The sequence below is a fragment of the Streptomyces sp. NBC_01450 genome, from assembly GCF_036227505.1.
Taxonomy (GTDB): domain Bacteria; phylum Actinomycetota; class Actinomycetes; order Streptomycetales; family Streptomycetaceae; genus Streptomyces.
In genome coordinates, this window is record NZ_CP109482.1 from 362,879 (window position 1) to 376,733 (window position 13,855).

Here is a 13,855-nt window from a genome sequence, read left to right on the forward strand (position 1 = left end):
GGCGTGAACATCTGGGAGGCGATCGACGCCGCCGCGACCAAGCCCTTCGGATTCACGCGGTTCACCCCGGGGCCGGGAGTCGGCGGGCACTGCCTGCCCGTCGACCCGTTGTTCCTCTCCTGGAAGGTCCAGCAGGCGCTCGGCGTCCCTTTCCGATTCGTGGAACTCGCCGACGACGTGAACCGCCACATGCCCGACTACGTCGTCCGGCGTCTTGCGGAAGCACTCGACAAGCGCCGCATGACCATCAACGGGTCCCGGATCCTGCTGCTCGGCCTGACCTACAAATACAACGCCACCGACCTTCGCAATTCACCTTCGGCACGTGTCGCCGAACTTCTCATCAACCTCGGCGCCGAGGTCCGCGGCGCCGACCCCAACATCCCTGACGGCGACGACACCAAGCTGAATGTGCCCCGGGTGGATGCGAGCCCGGAGGAGATCACGGCCTCCGATGCCGTGGTGCTTCTCATGGACCACACCCGATTCGACCTCGCGATGATCGAGAAGAACGCGCCCTACGTTCTCGACTGCCGAAACCGCCTTTCCGGACCGAACGTAGAAACTCTTTAGATCCTCGAAATCCCCCCGCCCCGCTGCCGATCTTCCATCCCCAGGAGTTCTCTTGCGCGACGAATGGGAACACGCCCACACGGACTACACCATGCCCGCGCAGCGTCAAATTCCTGCCTCGCTGGCCGAAAGCGAGAGCGACTGGCGCCACCACCTGGAACGCTCAACCCCCAACGGCTGGCTGATACGACACAACGCCATGACCGAAGCGCTCGCCAGCGGAAAGCCGATGTACCTGCTGCACACCACCAAGGACATCAACGCCATCCGCACCAGCCGGCAGTTGCACGTCTCCACCGGATGCCTGGTCGGGGCCCTGTACTGCTCGCCTCTCGCCAGTCAGCGCGAGGGACTGCGCCCACACAACCTCGGCGCCTACCTGATGCGGACGAAACCCTCCATCACGCCCATGATCTTCGAGGTCACCCCGGATGCCCCGATCCGGCCCAAGGGCGTCGACTACCTGCATCTCGGTGCCATCCACCTGCGTACCTATCTGCGCTACCAGAGCTTCCTCACCCCGGCCGAGAACGACCAGCTCGACCGCGCCGTGCTGGCCGGGCTGCGCGCCGCAGCCGTGTTCCTCGACGTCGCCCTGCGCAACGCCGCCGGCCATGCCACTCCGGCACCCGAGTTCATCGACCAGTTGTCCGCCGCTGTGGCCCACGTGCCGTTCCTCGGCTACCTGTACTTCGAGGTCCTGTCCGAATACCTGATGCTCCACTCCGCTACTCCGGAGACCAAGACCTACGCCCAGGCAGGAGAGCTGAACAACTGGCTCTACAAACGACTCGCCTTCGCCGCCGTGGACGGCATGGACCAGTTGTTCGACCTGACCCGTTTCAATCCGCGCCATCACCGGCTCGTCCAGCTCATCGAAGGCATAGAACCGGCTCTCGGCCCGGGAGTCGCCGAGTACGTCCGGCGACGACTGTCCCACCTGTTCACCCGGACCGCGCTGCACCCATCCCAGGACGCGACATCGGTCACCTTCCAGGGCGCTGATCTCAGTACGATCCAGAAAGCCGCGCCCGGACTGATCGGCCAGATGATCTTCCGCGAGATCCGGTGCATGCCCCGCTATCGGCAGTTGTACCACTGCTTCGAGAAAGCCAAGGCTCTTGAGGCATGGGACTACTGGAACAGTGAGGGAATACCCACCCCCTTCAATGGAATCCTCCCCAAGGGAGAGATTGGAATAAATCCCGTCTACCCCCGATCGTCAGTCAGGGTATGGACAGCAGAACAGGACAGCAAGGGCTATTTACATCCGGCCGAGGAGGTCACGGCCGTCTTCACGCCCCACCTGGCGTCGTGGTGGGCGCCACCCCGTCAGCACGCAACGTCGCTCGTTTAGGCTGCAGTGGCCATCTCTCGACGTCGAGGTGACGGCATGCCTGGTGGCGTGATCCGTTGGCTCGTGGTGTCGGCGGGTGGCGCGGGGCGTCGCTCTTCGGGGAAGAGGCGTAGGCCGACGGTGTGGATGACGCGGGTTGTGGCCGGCTCGTCGGGTTTCACGGTGCGGTAGCCGGCGGTGCTGCGTTTGGTGGCGCGGGGTGCGGCGCGTCCGGGGCGGGGCTTGACGGCCTCGCGGGCCAGGTCGTCCTGGACGTCACGGGCCTTGGCGGCCAGTTGGCGAGGGGGAAAAGTCCGCGCCGACGGAACGTCGGGCGGCGGCGAGGGTCTGCTTGAAACTGATGTGGGAGACGGGGAGTTGGGCATGGGTGGCGGTCTCGACCGTCAGGTGGTGGATCGCCTGGTAGACGCAGAGCATGGCCCACAGTTCCTGCTCGACCATGGCCGGGCTGTTCGAGCGCAGGGTCGCGGTGCGTCCGCCCCGTTGCTCGATCTTGATGTGCTTGAAGATCGTTTCGCTGGTCCAGCGCGAGGTGTAGAGCTCCGCGAGCTCGGCGGCGGGTACCGCCTGAGGTTCGAGCAACGTGGTGATCAAGCAGAACAGCTCGGAGGTCTCCTCGCTGACACCGGACTCGTCCAGGGTCGAGGTGGTCACCGTGTACTCGACCACCCGCACCGTGATCCGTTTCCCATGCGGTCCGTTGAGGTGGGAGAGATAGGTGCCGTCGTGCAGAACCCGATCGACGGGCAGGGTGAAGGAATCCGAGCAGCGCCACAGCAGTTGAGCCCCGGTCCGCGTCGCCGCCTGCCACAGGACGAAGGCGGGAAAGCCCCGGTCGGCCATCAGGAGCATCCCGGCGCGCAGGTGGACCAGCAGGCGCCTGGCCAGGGTCCGCTCGCCCACCGCGAAGGAGTCGAAGGCCGCGCCGATCATCGCCTTGGTGCCGCACTCGACCAGCGCGAGCAGCCGCACCTGCGGGAACGGTCCGGGCCGATGACCGTTGGCGGACCGGCCGTAGGCCGCGGCGTTGGCCTTGCTGGCGGGCACGTCGAACAGCGAGCCGTCCAGCGAGGTCAGCCGCAGCCCGCACCAGAACGCCCCGGGCGTGGCCGCACTCCCGCTGACCCCGGCCACCCGGTCGAACAGCAACCGCAAGGGGCCTGGCCCCAGCCGCTGACGGGCCTCGGTCAGCGACCCCGTGCGTGCCGGCCGCCAGCCCTCAGCGGCCCGGCGCGGCCAGTGCTCCACCAACTCCCGCAGCACCAGGCCGTACCCACTCCCGGTGAACAGCCACATCGTGAGCACGAAGTACACCATCAGCCGGGCGGGCAGCGACTTCGTTCGCTCCTCACGGGCCCCGGCCTCATCGACCACGAAGTCGACCAACTCGGGCGTGAAGGTCCGCGACAGCAACCCCATCCGGATCCGCTCCGGGTACGTCTCACCAGCTATGTGATCCTTCGGCACAAGATCGAGATCGTAGACGATCTTCAGCTACCCGAGCGACGTTGCCGTCAGCACGAGATGCAGAACACCACCGATGATTCACGATTCGAGTTGGCCCTGGAAGCCCGATCTCTGATTCCCCCCAACGGTTATCGATGAATAGAGTCTCCGCATGACCACCAAATTCCTGAACATCTTGACCGGCATCAACCGCACTGCCGTGCCTTCGTCCGGGAGTATGATCCTCGTCAACGATCTCTACGGCGCGATGCCTGAAATCCATACGACCTTCCTGGGCAGGGCACCGGTCGATCAGGATTGGAAGGCTGCGTTTGATCAGCTGATCACCCTCTCCACGACGAAACGCCCTCACGGCCCGGACTTCGACCCTTACGTTGACGAGTTGACGCGTGAGGTCGGTGCGCTCATCAAGAAGATCCAGCCGAATGCCATTCACGCCCAGTACCTCGGGTTCGCTCTCAGCCTGGCCTTCACCCGAGCTGCTGGCAACATCCCGATCATCGCCATCGCCCACGGCCCCGACGTGATGGTGGCCGAGCGCAGCGCATCGGAACGCGAGGTCATGAATGAAGTTGCTGTCGCAAGCACCGCAATCGTCGCCCCGACCTCCGCCCTCGCCGACCGCATCGACCGCCTCACCCGACGCCGATTCACCGATCGACTCACCGTCATCCCGTGGGGTATCCCTTTGAGCGATGCCCGGGTACGCGATCAACCACCTACTGGAACCGGACCGCTGTCTCTGGTGCACGCCGGTCGTCTGGACGACAACAAATCCACGATCACCGCCGTCGAAGCCCTCGCTTCAACCGATCAGCCGCACCACTTGACCGTGATCGGCGAAGGAATCCTACGGGAGCATCTGGAACAGCGGGCTATCGAACTCGGGCTCCGGGACCGGGTTCATTTTGATCCGTTCCTGCCCCGCACCGAACTGTGGCGCCGCCTGCCGAACTTCGACGCCTTCGTCTTCACAACCAGGGGTCTGGAGGCTTTCGGGCTCGTCCTCATTGAGGCCCAAGCCCACGGACTTCCGGTTATCTACTCCGATCTTCCCGGTGTAAGGGAAATCCTCGGGAGCGCCGGCCTCCCCTACACTCCTGGCGACCCGCGCTCGCTGGCCTTGGCCCTAGACGAGATGGGCCGGGACTTCCACCAGCGCAAGACCCTGAACAAGGCGGCTGTCAATAACGCGCGCCGATACGACATCGCTACCACCGGCCGCCAACTTCGCGACCTGACGCTCCGCGTCACCTCCTAACCCCGATGTTTCGAGACCGGCCTCGTACACGCCCGACGAACTGTTCGCGTCCACCGCGCCCTACTACGCCGCCTTCCGACCCCGGCATCATCGCCCTCGACCTCGCCGCGCTCGCCAGGCCAGGGCGGCGGTTTCCAGAGCGGTCCACAGGGTCTGAGGGCCACCCTGGAACGTCGTCGCTGGTGCGCCCTGCGCGCTCCCGCTTCAGAGCGTGGGAGAGCCTCAGTGCCCCTGCCCTCGTTCCTCCTTCTGCGTGTGCGTGCTCGATGGCGTTGACGCAGTGGATGAGTCGTTCCTCCGAACAGCTCTCCGTGGGCATCCCGCTCCTCGATCACGCCGTCGGTGTAGCACAGCACGCGGTCGCCGCGCTGGAGTTGGTGCTCGCTGACCGCAGGGTGCTCACCGCCCAAGCCGACCGGCGTGGCCGGCGCCACGGACGACCGCTCCGTGCTGCTCACGGCGGGGCTGCTGGCCGGGTCCATGTCGATGGTGGCGGGCGAGTGCGTCTCGGTCTCCACCCAACTGGACTCCGAGAAGGCCGCCCTGGCGCTGGAGCGATGTGAAAGCAGGCCGCCACCAGCTGAGAGGCAGACACGCCGCTTGCCCGGTCCTCGTGACCGCGCAAGCACGTCTCATGCGCCGGTAACTCCGTCGATCCGCTCACGGATGAAATCGGCATGACCGTTGTGACGTGCGTATTCCTCGATCATGTGCACCATGATCCAGCGCAGCGAGACTCCCTGATCACCGACGTGACCCGCTTCCTGTTCAGACAGGCGGCCGGAGTCGTCCAGCGATGCGTCAGCGATCAGCTCACGGCCCCGGGCGACCTCCGCTTGCCAGACAGCCATCACCTCGTCGATTGCCCGGTCCGGCAGAAGGGCAAAGCCGTCGAGGTTGCTCTCCCCGAAGACCGGCGGCAGGTCCTGGCCTGCGAATACACGCTGGAACCAGTTGCGCTCCACCTCAGCCAGATGCTGAACGAGGCCCAGCAGCGTCATCGACGACGGTGCCGCTGCGGCCAGTCGTAACTGATCATCTTTCAGGCCCGAACACTTCAGCGCGAGAGTCGCACGGTGAAAATCCAGCCACGCTTCCAGCATGGCGCGCTCGTCAGCATGCGCCGGCGGGATAGGTCGTCCATCCGGTGTCGTGTTCATGGACACACCCTCGCAGGAGCCGCTGTGACCTTACGGCCGTCTTCGCTGGCGACGAACACACGTAATCATCGCCTCCCAAGGCCACCCAGTGGCATCGACTGGCCGGTCCAGATCGACTCCACCATCGTCCGCGCTCACCAGCACGCCACGAACACCAGCCGAAAAGGGAGATGCACCGGCGGGACCCTCAGGCGTGGGCGGGCAAGCTGAGCAGCCGATGGATAACCCGGCCAACGTGGTCGGTGAGCCCGCGGTGCTGCGCGCGACGTTGTGGCAGTACCTGCGCGAGCAGGCCGACGCCGGACAGAGGTCACCCGAACGGCTTACACGCCCTCGCCTCGCGCATGCGGCCCTCACCCGTTCAGCCCACACTGACACTGGACCTTCTGCCGTCGCGCCGTTCCCGTGATCACCGCTTCGTCGGGAGGCATCGTGGTCGTGCTGGCTCTGCTTGTGCCGGAAATGCTCCTGCTCCTGATGCTGGCGCTGGACCTCTTCGAAGACCTCCTGTTCCCCTCACCACCACCGCCCCCTGCAGATGACAAGCCCACGAAGCAGGTCGACAGCCACGATCACGGACAGCGAGACACCTAGCGATCAACGCTCCCGGGATTCTGAACATCGAATCCACAGGTCACGGTGCGGATCGTCGACACTTTCGCACCCCTACGGAACGCGCTGAGCGGCGGATGTGGACGGGGTCAAGCCGCCCGGGTCTGCTGTTCGTGCTGTCGGCGTGCCGCATGGTGAGCGGTGTGCTGCCGGCCGCCGGGAATCAACCGCAGGCGGCGGCCGCCGGCATGACGCGGCTCTGGCGGCTTGGCGGTGAGACGGCCCTCGACGCGGTCCATGCCGTACAGCAAAAGCCCCAGCAAAGGCAGCAGCAAAACAGCAACAGCGATCACGGCATAGGTCCTTCCCGGCTGACTGCACCGCCCCGGGTACGCACCACGAGCACGGCCAGTCAGCGGGATACGCGCAGGCCTGGTAACCGCGACGGCAGGGAGTCCAAGATCGGAGACAGGGCGGATTGAGGTGTCCCCCGGAGTGTGGACACGGGGGTTCATGCTGCGAGTGTGAGTTTACGTGCTCTCTGCTGTTGTTGTTCGAATTCGACTGGCGAGAGGTAGTTGAGGGCGCTGTGGCGCCTGCGGGCGTTGTAGTAGGTGAGCCACTGGAAGATCTCCAGCCTCGCCTGAGGCATCGTGGAGAACAGCCTCTGGTACATCGTCTCCCTCTTGAGTCCCTGCCAGAACGACTCGGCGAGGGCGTTGTCGTAGCTCGAGCCGACCCGGCCCATGCTCCTGTGGATCCCGAAACCGTTGCAGACCTGCGCGAACGCGGCCGACGTGTACTGCGAGCCCCTGTCCGCATGGAAGATCACCCCGCCCACGTGGCCGCCGCGGGTCGCCACGGCCATCTCCAGGGCGTCGATGACCAGTTCCGTGCGCATGTGCGTGGCCATCGACCAGCCGAGCACCCGGCGTGAACAGATGTCGATGACGCAGGCGAGATACAGCCATGTCCCGCCGACCGGGACGTATGTGATGTCGCCGCACCACTTCTCGTTCAACTGTCTGGCGGAGAAGTTGCGTTGGACGAGATCCGGGGCCGGTGGTGCAAGCCGGTCGGGGACCGTGGTGCGCTTGCGGCGCCGCAGGTGCCGGCCCTCGATACCGTGCCGGCGCATCAGGCGCTCGACGCGCTTGCGGTTGATGGTGTGCCCGAAGCCACGCAGCTCGGCATGGATGCGCCGGACTCCGTAGGTGCCCTTGTGCTCGGTATGGATCTCCCGGATCTCCACGAGCAGGGCGTCGTCGGCGGCCTGCCGCTCTCGACGGACCTTCGCACCGGCGAGCCACCGGTAGTAGCCCGAGCGCGAGACCTGCAGGACCCGGCATATCCGCTGAACGCCGAAGACTTCCGCGTGGGCGGAGACGAAGTCCCAGCGGTGGGTCTTCACTTCATCTCCTTCGCGAAATAGGCGGCTGCCCGGCGCAGGATCTCCCGCTCGAGTTCCCATTCCTTCTCTGCCTTGCGGAGCCGGCCGTTCTCCGCGCGCAGCCGGGCCAGTTCCTCGTTCCGGCTCTCCGCGCTCTGCTCGCCGCTGCTGTGATCACGGCCCGCGTGCTCGTCGGCCTGGCGCACCCAGCTCCGCAGGGTCTCGCCGGTCACCCCGACATCCGCCGCGACCGCCGCGTACGTGCGCTTCCCGCCCGCCGCGCGGTACAGCGCGACGGCATCGTTCCTGAACTCCACCGGATACGGAGACCTACGTCCCACCAGGACACCTTCCCTCGGATCTGCAAGATCCATTGTCAGAGTGTCCACACCACAGGGGTCGCCTCAGGATGACCCGCCCCCGCCTGCGTCACCCCGCTCAGGCCGACCGCTGGGTCTGGCTGATCCTCGCCGCCTACACCCAGCTCCGACTCGCCCGCACCCTCACCGGCGATCTGCGCCGGCCCTGGGAGAAGCCACTCACATCGGATCAGCTCACTCCCGGCCGGGTCCGCCGCGGCTATCCCCGCATCCGCAAGATCCTGGGCACACCCGCGAAACCGCCGAAAGCCACCCACCCCGGCCCAGGCCGCCCACGGGGCACCACCACCAGCCCCGCCCCCCGACACCCCGTCGGCAAACACCAGCACAAAAAGGACACCCCTCGACCCGAAGAACCGAGGGGAAACCTTTAATTTCAAGCTAAGACAAACCGGCAATTGGTGATGCCTGCCGGTGGCTGGTCGCTCTGGGCACGAGACAGGCACGGGCCTGAGTGATCATGGAGTTCTCTACGCTCAGTGATCACCGGAGGGCCCGTGCCTGCTGTGCCATCTTGCCTGCTCGAACCCCTGTGGGACCAGTTCGCCGCCCTGCTGCCCGCGCGCGATGACTATGCGCCGACTCACCCGCTGGGCTGTCACCGTCGCCGGGTCCCGGACCGGATCGTCTTCGAGCACATCGTGCGGGCCCTGGTCCACGGCACCGGATACGAGCGGATCGCCAGTCAGGGCTGCTCGGACCGCACCATCCGACGCCGCGTCAAACTCTGGTCACAGATGGGCATATCAGAGCAGGTCCACGCCCTGGCGCTCCAGGCGTACGACCGGATGATCGGCCTCGGACTGGCCGAGATCTCCGTGGACGGCTGCATCACGAAAGCTCCCTCGGGTGGCGAGAAAGCCGGACGCTCCCCGGTCGACCGGGGCAAGCAGGGGCTGAAGCGATCGGTGGCCTCCGACGCGGCCGGGGTCCCTCTCGGGATCGTCTCCGCAGGCGCCAACCGGCACGACTCACCGCTCCTCGGCCCCACCCTCGGAGCAACGAAAGCCCAGGTAGGAGCGCTCCCAGAGCAAGTGAACATCAATCTCGACCGCGGCTACGACAGCGCCAGGACCCGTGCCTTGCTCGACGAGTTCGGCTTCACCGGCGAGATCGCCCGCAAGGGCGTGCCCGCACCGATCCAGGCCGGCAAGCGGTGGGTGGTCGAGCGTTCACACTCGTGGATGAACGGCTACGGCAAGCTGCGGCGCTGCACCGAGAAGGACGGCAGCGCCGTGGACTTCTACCTCTACCTCGCCGCCGCTTTCGTCACGCTCCGCATGCTCATCCGACGCTCGACGAGCCGCTATCGCTGGGACGGCCGCCCCACCACCCGACGCCTCAAGTGATCCATTTGCCGGTCGGTCTAAGTCCCCGGGTGGCGAAAGGCAGACAGCGGCTCGGGCCACTGCTGGCCATTCTCGCCTGACGGTCGTGGGCTGTGGCCGTGGACGACAGCACCAAGAGCGGGGGGTTGCTGCCCTGTCGGATGTTCGGCTGCGGGTCGCGCTGGCCCCGGTCGCGGATCTGTGGGCCAAGCTCAGCCGCGGACAGCAGGCCGTGGCTGGCCGGTCTGCCCTGCAGGCGCTGGACCTGCTGTCCGGGATCGTCGACCCGCAGTCTGCGCCGCAGTTGCTGGCCGACCGTCTCGCCGACCGGCTGGGGGAAGCTGGCGGCGAGGCCCTGGTCCGCGATCCGATGGGCTGGCTGCTCCGTCGCGGCCTGGTCCAGCGGCAGGCCTGCCCGGACCGCCGTTGCGATGACGGGATTCGGCTCGACACGCGCGGCGACTGCCCGGGATGTGCCGCCGTGAAGGCGGATCTCCGTGCCGTGCGGGCTCGGATTCAGGCCGAGGTCGACGCGGATCTCGCCGGCACCGGTTCCGCCCGGCTGCGGGCCGTCTACGAGGAGCGGCTGCGCCAGCACACCGTGCTCGAGGCGGACCGGACCCGGGCCCGGCACGCCCGTGCCGCGGCCGAGGTCAAGGGGCGGCTGGCTGCCGTCGCGCGGCGGCGTGAGGCCGAGGAGGCCGCTGAGCTGCAGCGGCGGTCGGCGGCGTGCTCGGAGTGCGGGCTGCCGGGCGCCGCAGGTCTGTGCCCGGACTGCGCCTACCGGCGGCGCACGGACCATCTGGTGCGTGAGGCGGTCGACTTGGCGATCGCGGTCCGGGCGGACCTGGATGATCCGGCGCAGGTCGCTGCGCTCACGGAGCGCTGTGAGACTGATACCCGGGCGCTGATCACCGACGTGAGCCGCCGCACCGGTGAGGCTCTGGCGGCTTTCACGGGTCGGGAGGTGGCCGAGCGGATCCGGGACGAGCGCCGGGCAAGCGCGTTGCGGCGGCTGTTGTCGAGCGCGGAAGCCGAGGCCGAGGCCGACGCCGTGTACGACACGGTCCTGCGGCACCGTCCCCGCGGGCGGCAGGCCGCCCAGGCGGCAGCCGATGATGCACGGCGGCGCACAGCCCAGCACCTGCTGGAGCGCAAGCTCGGGCAGCTGCAAGTCCTGCGTGTGCGGGTCGCAGCGGGCCGCCTGCCGCAGCGGGCCGCATGAGGGGCGCCGGTAAGTCAGTTTGCGTCGCTAGCCTGGCTGTTGACGCATGTGCACGCCCCGGATCCGTTCCTGGTCGGGACCGGTTGCCGCTGCTGTTGTTGCCCTTGACCTGTCGGAAACCGATCGCACGTGAGTGTTCCCTCCCAGCCCGGGCCTGCCATCGACCTGGCCCGCGTAGCACTGCGCCGCGCCAAGGAGGACGCCAGGCGTCACCGTTTCGCAGAAGGCACCGCCTCCGTGCGCTCGTGGCTACCGCCAACATTGCAGAGATCCTGGTGATGACGGACGAGGAAAGCGCCGCCGCCGAGGAGTACGTGCCTTACCCCTCGTGGGGCCACCTGGCCCGCGACTGCCGAACCGACGGAGCCAACAAAGCCGTCCGTGCGATCCACGACCTGGAGACGGCAGAGGATCCCGACGGCCGCCACTGGCCTCAGTACAAGATCTCGGACGACAAAGCACTCGCCTACCTACGGTTCGCGCCGATCCCGCTTGACGAGCCCACTGCGTAGGCCGTGAGACGTCAGCCTGGCCTTCAGAGCGGCCTGCCAGACTTCCACCAACGGTCACTCACTCAACGGGTAGTGGAGATAACTGACTTGAGCACTGGAGACGTTGGCGAAGGCCGCGTGCAGCTCTACATGGAGGACCGCGGCTGGAAGCTCATCGAGGGCAAGATCGGTAGCAGAACGAAGCACTTCGATCTCGTCTTCGAGAAGAACGGCCGTGTCCTGGTGACCCAGGTCAAGACCTCAAGCGAAGAGTACGGCTGGATCCGGTACCAGCCGGCGAACCCTCGGAAGTCAGCCGAGGGGTTGGTGCAGGCAGCGTCTACGAGGAGCGGCCAAGCGATCATGGTGCTCGTTCAGCTGCACGAAGCGCCCACGACCGTTCTCGCCGAGCGCGATGGGCTTCGTGTGCTTGAGACCGTTATGCCCGAGGCTGCCCTCATCACCTGGGCCGAGCCACTCAAGTTCGCGGACATGGTGGAGGAAGCCCGAGACGAGTACGCAAAGGGCTTCTACCAGGGTGGGAAGAAGAAGGGGCAGCCCCTCCCGCGCACAGGGCTTGGATACCCAGTGTGTGTCGACCAGTTCCAAGACCTGGAGTCGTTCCTGGCAAGCCCGGAGGTAGACAGCGGCCCCGAACCCTCCGAGGAGTTCGAGGGCAGCGCCGAAGGGCCAAGATCGTGAGACAGACGTGCCGTGTCCCTCGAATGAGACAGCAGAGAAGGCCCAGGTCATCACGGCGGAACGGGCCATTCCGAATGCGAGCCTACACACGCGGTGCCTGTGCTGGTGTACGAACAACGCGCCGTCCAATAGGCGCCGGAGTCAGCCAGTAGCGGCGAAATCGTCCTGGCCTGGCTTGGAGGCCTCGACTTCCAGGACGGGCTGCGCGCCGGGTTCCTGCTTGAGGGCCTGGCGGGCCTTGATGGCGTCCTCGCCGCGATGGCTCTGCCAGTACCGGTGCGTGTACACGCGAGCGGCGGTCTCTCGCCACTGTTCCCACAGCCGGGCGTACTCGGCTGTCTCCGCCTGCGTCCATCCCTTGGTGGCCGGGCGTGACGACTGATAGCCGTGCAGGACGCCGCCGTGTGCCGGTTCCGGCGCCTCCCACCCGTCATGCGGTTCGCGCGACCACGGCAACGAGGCCTGGAAGCGGCGCAGCTTCGCGTGGGCGTCGGCCGCGTCCTTCTGTGCCTTGATCAGGTCTGACGGGAAGTCGAACGGGTCGGATGCGGGGGCGTCGGTCATACGAGCGAGAGTAGTTCCCGCCTCTGACACTCCAGAGCAATGGCAACCTCCTGCCGGCGGCTCGCACCGCGATCAAGGACCGTGGCTCGCCCCTTCTTGGTGGCGTGGCCGCTTCTCCGCCCCGCTCTGGCTTCCGCGGCGAACTGGGATCCGGCTAGGGAGACTCGCCGTCTCACCACGCCAGGCTGGACACCGGCCAGCGGAGCGCATTTTTTGAGGGCGACGGCCGCTCCGTGGTGAGCTCCGGAGGAAAGCGCTCGGCACTCACCACGGAGTCAGCCACCGCTGCTGCTGCATAGCGACCCGGCGGCCGCCGGGAGGCGGGATGACGGACTCTCGGCCTGAAGGCGTACACGCTGATACCGCCCCTCATATGGACCAGAACGGTGCCCCGGTGTCCGGGTTCGACCCGGAGCAGTACGCACGCGTCGAACAGGCCGCCCAGCTTGTCGGCAAGACCCCCGAGGTCTTCGTCCGCGATGCCGCGCTCGCCGCAGCCGCGGACCCGTTCCTCAAGGCCCTCGGCAAGGCCCGTGACCGCGTTGCGCACCTCTCCGAAGTTTTTGGGACTCAGGACACGAGCGCTGCTGGCGACGACACCGAGGCTTGGCCCGACCCGGCGCCGATGAGTAGCCGCGACCTGCACCAGCCGCACGGCCACGCTGCGTGACCCGCTACCTCACCTCGCAAGAGCTTTTGCAGATCGCCCAGACTCTTCCCGGCGACCCCGCCTGTCTCGACCTGGGGGTCCTCGACGGCGTCTGTGCCCGGGTCCAGGCCCACTACATGGGGCAGGACGTTTACTCCAGCGACTGGCTCAAAGCCGCGGCCATGCTCGAGTCCATCGCCTTGCACGAGCCCCTGGAAGACAAGAACCCGTTCTTCGCGTGGCTGCTCGCTGAGGTGTTCCTCAACACGAACGACCACTACATGCACTACGAGCCGGAGGAAGCCCTCGCGCTCGTCATGCGCGCCAAGCACAAGGGCGCCCGAGTTCAGGAAGTCGCCGCCCAACTCCGCGCCTGGGCCACGGACTGACAGCACCCCGGGACGGTGACCGCGTGGGCGGGATATCCGCGCCCGCTGGTCGACGGCGAACGATGGCCAGGCCGTACAGGAGTTGACGCGTGGGTGCGGGCCCGGGCGACGGATCGATGCTTCCCGCTCCGCGGCCGACTACAGCGCCTCTGCCGGTTTGGTTTCGGTGGCCTGGCCGCGTCGTGTCTTGCCCCCTGAGCGGCTGTGGCCGCTGGCGATGTTGCTGACTCGCTGGGGGGTGCACTGAAGGTGGGGAGCCATGTCGGTGTACGACATCCCGTCGCGGTCGTGAAGCGTATTGACCACGTGCTGCCGGCGCTCGCGCAGCCAGGTCTGCAGGTCGGGTACGGCCTTCAGAGCCTGCGTG

18 protein-coding genes and 1 pseudogene are annotated in these 13,855 nt (G+C 66.9%); 12 read left to right on the top strand and 7 right to left on the bottom strand.

The genetic code is table 11. The features are described 5' to 3' along the window. The first annotated feature begins 3 nt into the window (after nt 1-3). The gene (locus OG568_RS61080) at nt 4-573 is read left to right on the top strand and encodes a UDP binding domain-containing protein (protein ID WP_329538539.1); all 570 of its coding nucleotides are present in this window, start codon (nt 4-6) and stop codon (nt 571-573) included. A gap of 52 nt (nt 574-625) precedes the next feature. Beyond that, nucleotides 626-1,930 carry a hypothetical protein gene (locus OG568_RS61085; protein WP_329538540.1) on the top strand — a complete coding sequence of 435 codons (1,305 nt, stop codon included), beginning with the start codon at nt 626-628 and terminating at the stop codon, nt 1,928-1,930. 255 nt (nt 1,931-2,185) lie between these two features. On the opposite strand, the gene OG568_RS61090 is transcribed toward OG568_RS61085, so the two are convergent. Next, nucleotides 2,186-3,397 carry an IS4 family transposase gene (locus OG568_RS61090; RefSeq protein WP_329538542.1) on the bottom strand — a complete coding sequence of 404 codons (1,212 nt, stop codon included), beginning with the start codon at nt 3,395-3,397 and terminating at the stop codon, nt 2,186-2,188. A gap of 151 nt (nt 3,398-3,548) precedes the next feature. Here OG568_RS61090 and OG568_RS61095 point away from each other — a divergent pair, with 151 nt between their 5' ends. Further along, nucleotides 3,549-4,658 carry a glycosyltransferase family 4 protein gene (locus OG568_RS61095; RefSeq protein WP_266438360.1) on the top strand — a complete coding sequence of 370 codons (1,110 nt, stop codon included), beginning with the start codon at nt 3,549-3,551 and terminating at the stop codon, nt 4,656-4,658. Here OG568_RS61095 and OG568_RS62085 read toward each other — a convergent pair. Then, complete coding sequence (locus OG568_RS62085) at nt 4,655-5,140, bottom strand: SpoIIE family protein phosphatase (protein ID WP_443078023.1); 486 nt, start codon at nt 5,138-5,140, stop codon at nt 4,655-4,657. The genes OG568_RS61095 and OG568_RS62085 overlap by 4 nt on opposite strands. On the opposite strand from OG568_RS62085, the pseudogene OG568_RS61105 reads away from it, so the two are divergent. Beyond that, nucleotides 5,076-5,237, top strand: a pseudogene (locus tag OG568_RS61105) (VIT1/CCC1 transporter family protein); the annotation flags it as partial. The gene OG568_RS62085 and the pseudogene OG568_RS61105 sit on opposite strands and share 65 nt — an antisense overlap. 53 nt (nt 5,238-5,290) lie before the next feature. Here OG568_RS61105 and OG568_RS61110 read toward each other — a convergent pair. Continuing rightward, nucleotides 5,291-5,818 carry a DinB family protein gene (locus OG568_RS61110; protein WP_266438370.1) on the bottom strand — a complete coding sequence of 176 codons (528 nt, stop codon included), beginning with the start codon at nt 5,816-5,818 and terminating at the stop codon, nt 5,291-5,293. 405 nt (nt 5,819-6,223) lie between these two features. Here OG568_RS61110 and OG568_RS61115 point away from each other — a divergent pair, with 405 nt between their 5' ends. Next, complete coding sequence (locus tag OG568_RS61115) at nt 6,224-6,412, top strand: hypothetical protein (protein ID WP_329538544.1); 189 nt, start codon at nt 6,224-6,226, stop codon at nt 6,410-6,412. 107 nt (nt 6,413-6,519) lie between these two features. On the opposite strand, the gene OG568_RS61120 is transcribed toward OG568_RS61115, so the two are convergent. Then, a complete protein-coding gene (locus tag OG568_RS61120) occupies nt 6,520-6,723 on the bottom strand; it encodes a hypothetical protein (protein WP_266438375.1) in 204 nt (67 codons plus the stop codon). A gap of 158 nt (nt 6,724-6,881) precedes the next feature. Continuing rightward, nucleotides 6,882-8,101 (bottom strand): IS3 family transposase gene (locus OG568_RS61125; RefSeq protein WP_329538545.1). Its coding sequence is split into 2 segments (ribosomal slippage): nt 6,882-7,846 and nt 7,846-8,101, totalling 1,221 coding nucleotides; the frame shifts between segments, so codons are not numbered across the junction. A 68-nt stretch (nt 8,102-8,169) separates the two neighbouring features. Between OG568_RS61125 and OG568_RS61130 the strand changes: the two genes are divergently transcribed. The 5 genes from OG568_RS61130 (at nt 8,170) to OG568_RS61150 (ending at nt 11,886) form a co-directional block, all read left to right on the top strand. Continuing rightward, nucleotides 8,170-8,514 (top strand): hypothetical protein, encoded by a 345-nt coding sequence (locus tag OG568_RS61130; RefSeq protein WP_443078016.1) that lies wholly within the window; start codon nt 8,170-8,172, stop codon nt 8,512-8,514. Nucleotides 8,515-8,637: 123 nt separating this feature from the next. After that, nucleotides 8,638-9,489, top strand: coding sequence for an IS5 family transposase (locus tag OG568_RS61135; RefSeq protein WP_329538358.1), 852 nt, complete (start codon nt 8,638-8,640; stop codon nt 9,487-9,489). A 211-nt stretch (nt 9,490-9,700) separates the two neighbouring features. Next, on the top strand, nt 9,701-10,693 hold the full coding sequence (locus tag OG568_RS61140) for a hypothetical protein (RefSeq protein WP_329538546.1): 993 nt from the start codon (nt 9,701-9,703) through the stop codon (nt 10,691-10,693). 245 nt (nt 10,694-10,938) lie between these two features. After that, nucleotides 10,939-11,205: a hypothetical protein gene (locus tag OG568_RS61145; RefSeq protein ID WP_329538548.1), complete on the top strand. Its 267-nt coding sequence runs from the start codon at nt 10,939-10,941 to the stop codon at nt 11,203-11,205. A 117-nt stretch (nt 11,206-11,322) separates the two neighbouring features. Beyond that, nucleotides 11,323-11,886 (top strand): hypothetical protein, encoded by a 564-nt coding sequence (locus tag OG568_RS61150; protein ID WP_329538549.1) that lies wholly within the window; start codon nt 11,323-11,325, stop codon nt 11,884-11,886. 141 nt (nt 11,887-12,027) lie between these two features. Here OG568_RS61150 and OG568_RS61155 read toward each other — a convergent pair whose 3' ends face one another. Continuing rightward, entirely contained in the window at nt 12,028-12,450 is a 423-nt protein-coding gene (locus OG568_RS61155; RefSeq protein ID WP_329538550.1) for a hypothetical protein, read from the bottom strand. A 373-nt stretch (nt 12,451-12,823) separates the two neighbouring features. Between OG568_RS61155 and OG568_RS61160 the strand changes: the two genes are divergently transcribed. Beyond that, entirely contained in the window at nt 12,824-13,120 is a 297-nt protein-coding gene (locus tag OG568_RS61160; protein WP_266944094.1) for a hypothetical protein, read from the top strand. After that, nucleotides 13,117-13,488, top strand: coding sequence for a fic family toxin-antitoxin system, toxin component (locus tag OG568_RS61165; RefSeq protein ID WP_329538551.1), 372 nt, complete (start codon nt 13,117-13,119; stop codon nt 13,486-13,488). The genes OG568_RS61160 and OG568_RS61165 overlap by 4 nt, the downstream gene beginning before the upstream one ends. A gap of 138 nt (nt 13,489-13,626) precedes the next feature. Here the strand turns inward: OG568_RS61165 and OG568_RS61170 are convergent. Next, a partial coding sequence (locus OG568_RS61170) for a hypothetical protein (protein WP_329538552.1) occupies nt 13,627-13,855 on the bottom strand: 229 nt, incomplete at its 5' end.

Excerpts from the sequence above, each read along its gene's own strand:
- OG568_RS61095 (WP_266438360.1), top strand. The coding sequence starts at position 3,549 with ATGACCACCAAATTCCTGAACATCTTGACCGGCATCAACCGCACTGCC.
- OG568_RS62085 (WP_443078023.1), bottom strand. The coding sequence starts at position 5,140 with ATGGACCCGGCCAGCAGCCCCGCCGTGAGCAGCACGGAGCGGTCGTCC.
- OG568_RS61110 (WP_266438370.1), bottom strand. The coding sequence starts at position 5,818 with ATGAACACGACACCGGATGGACGACCTATCCCGCCGGCGCATGCTGAC.
- OG568_RS61130 (WP_443078016.1), top strand. The coding sequence starts at position 8,170 with ATGACCCGCCCCCGCCTGCGTCACCCCGCTCAGGCCGACCGCTGGGTC.
- OG568_RS61155 (WP_329538550.1), bottom strand. The coding sequence starts at position 12,450 with ATGACCGACGCCCCCGCATCCGACCCGTTCGACTTCCCGTCAGACCTG.
- OG568_RS61160 (WP_266944094.1), top strand. The coding sequence starts at position 12,824 with ATGGACCAGAACGGTGCCCCGGTGTCCGGGTTCGACCCGGAGCAGTAC.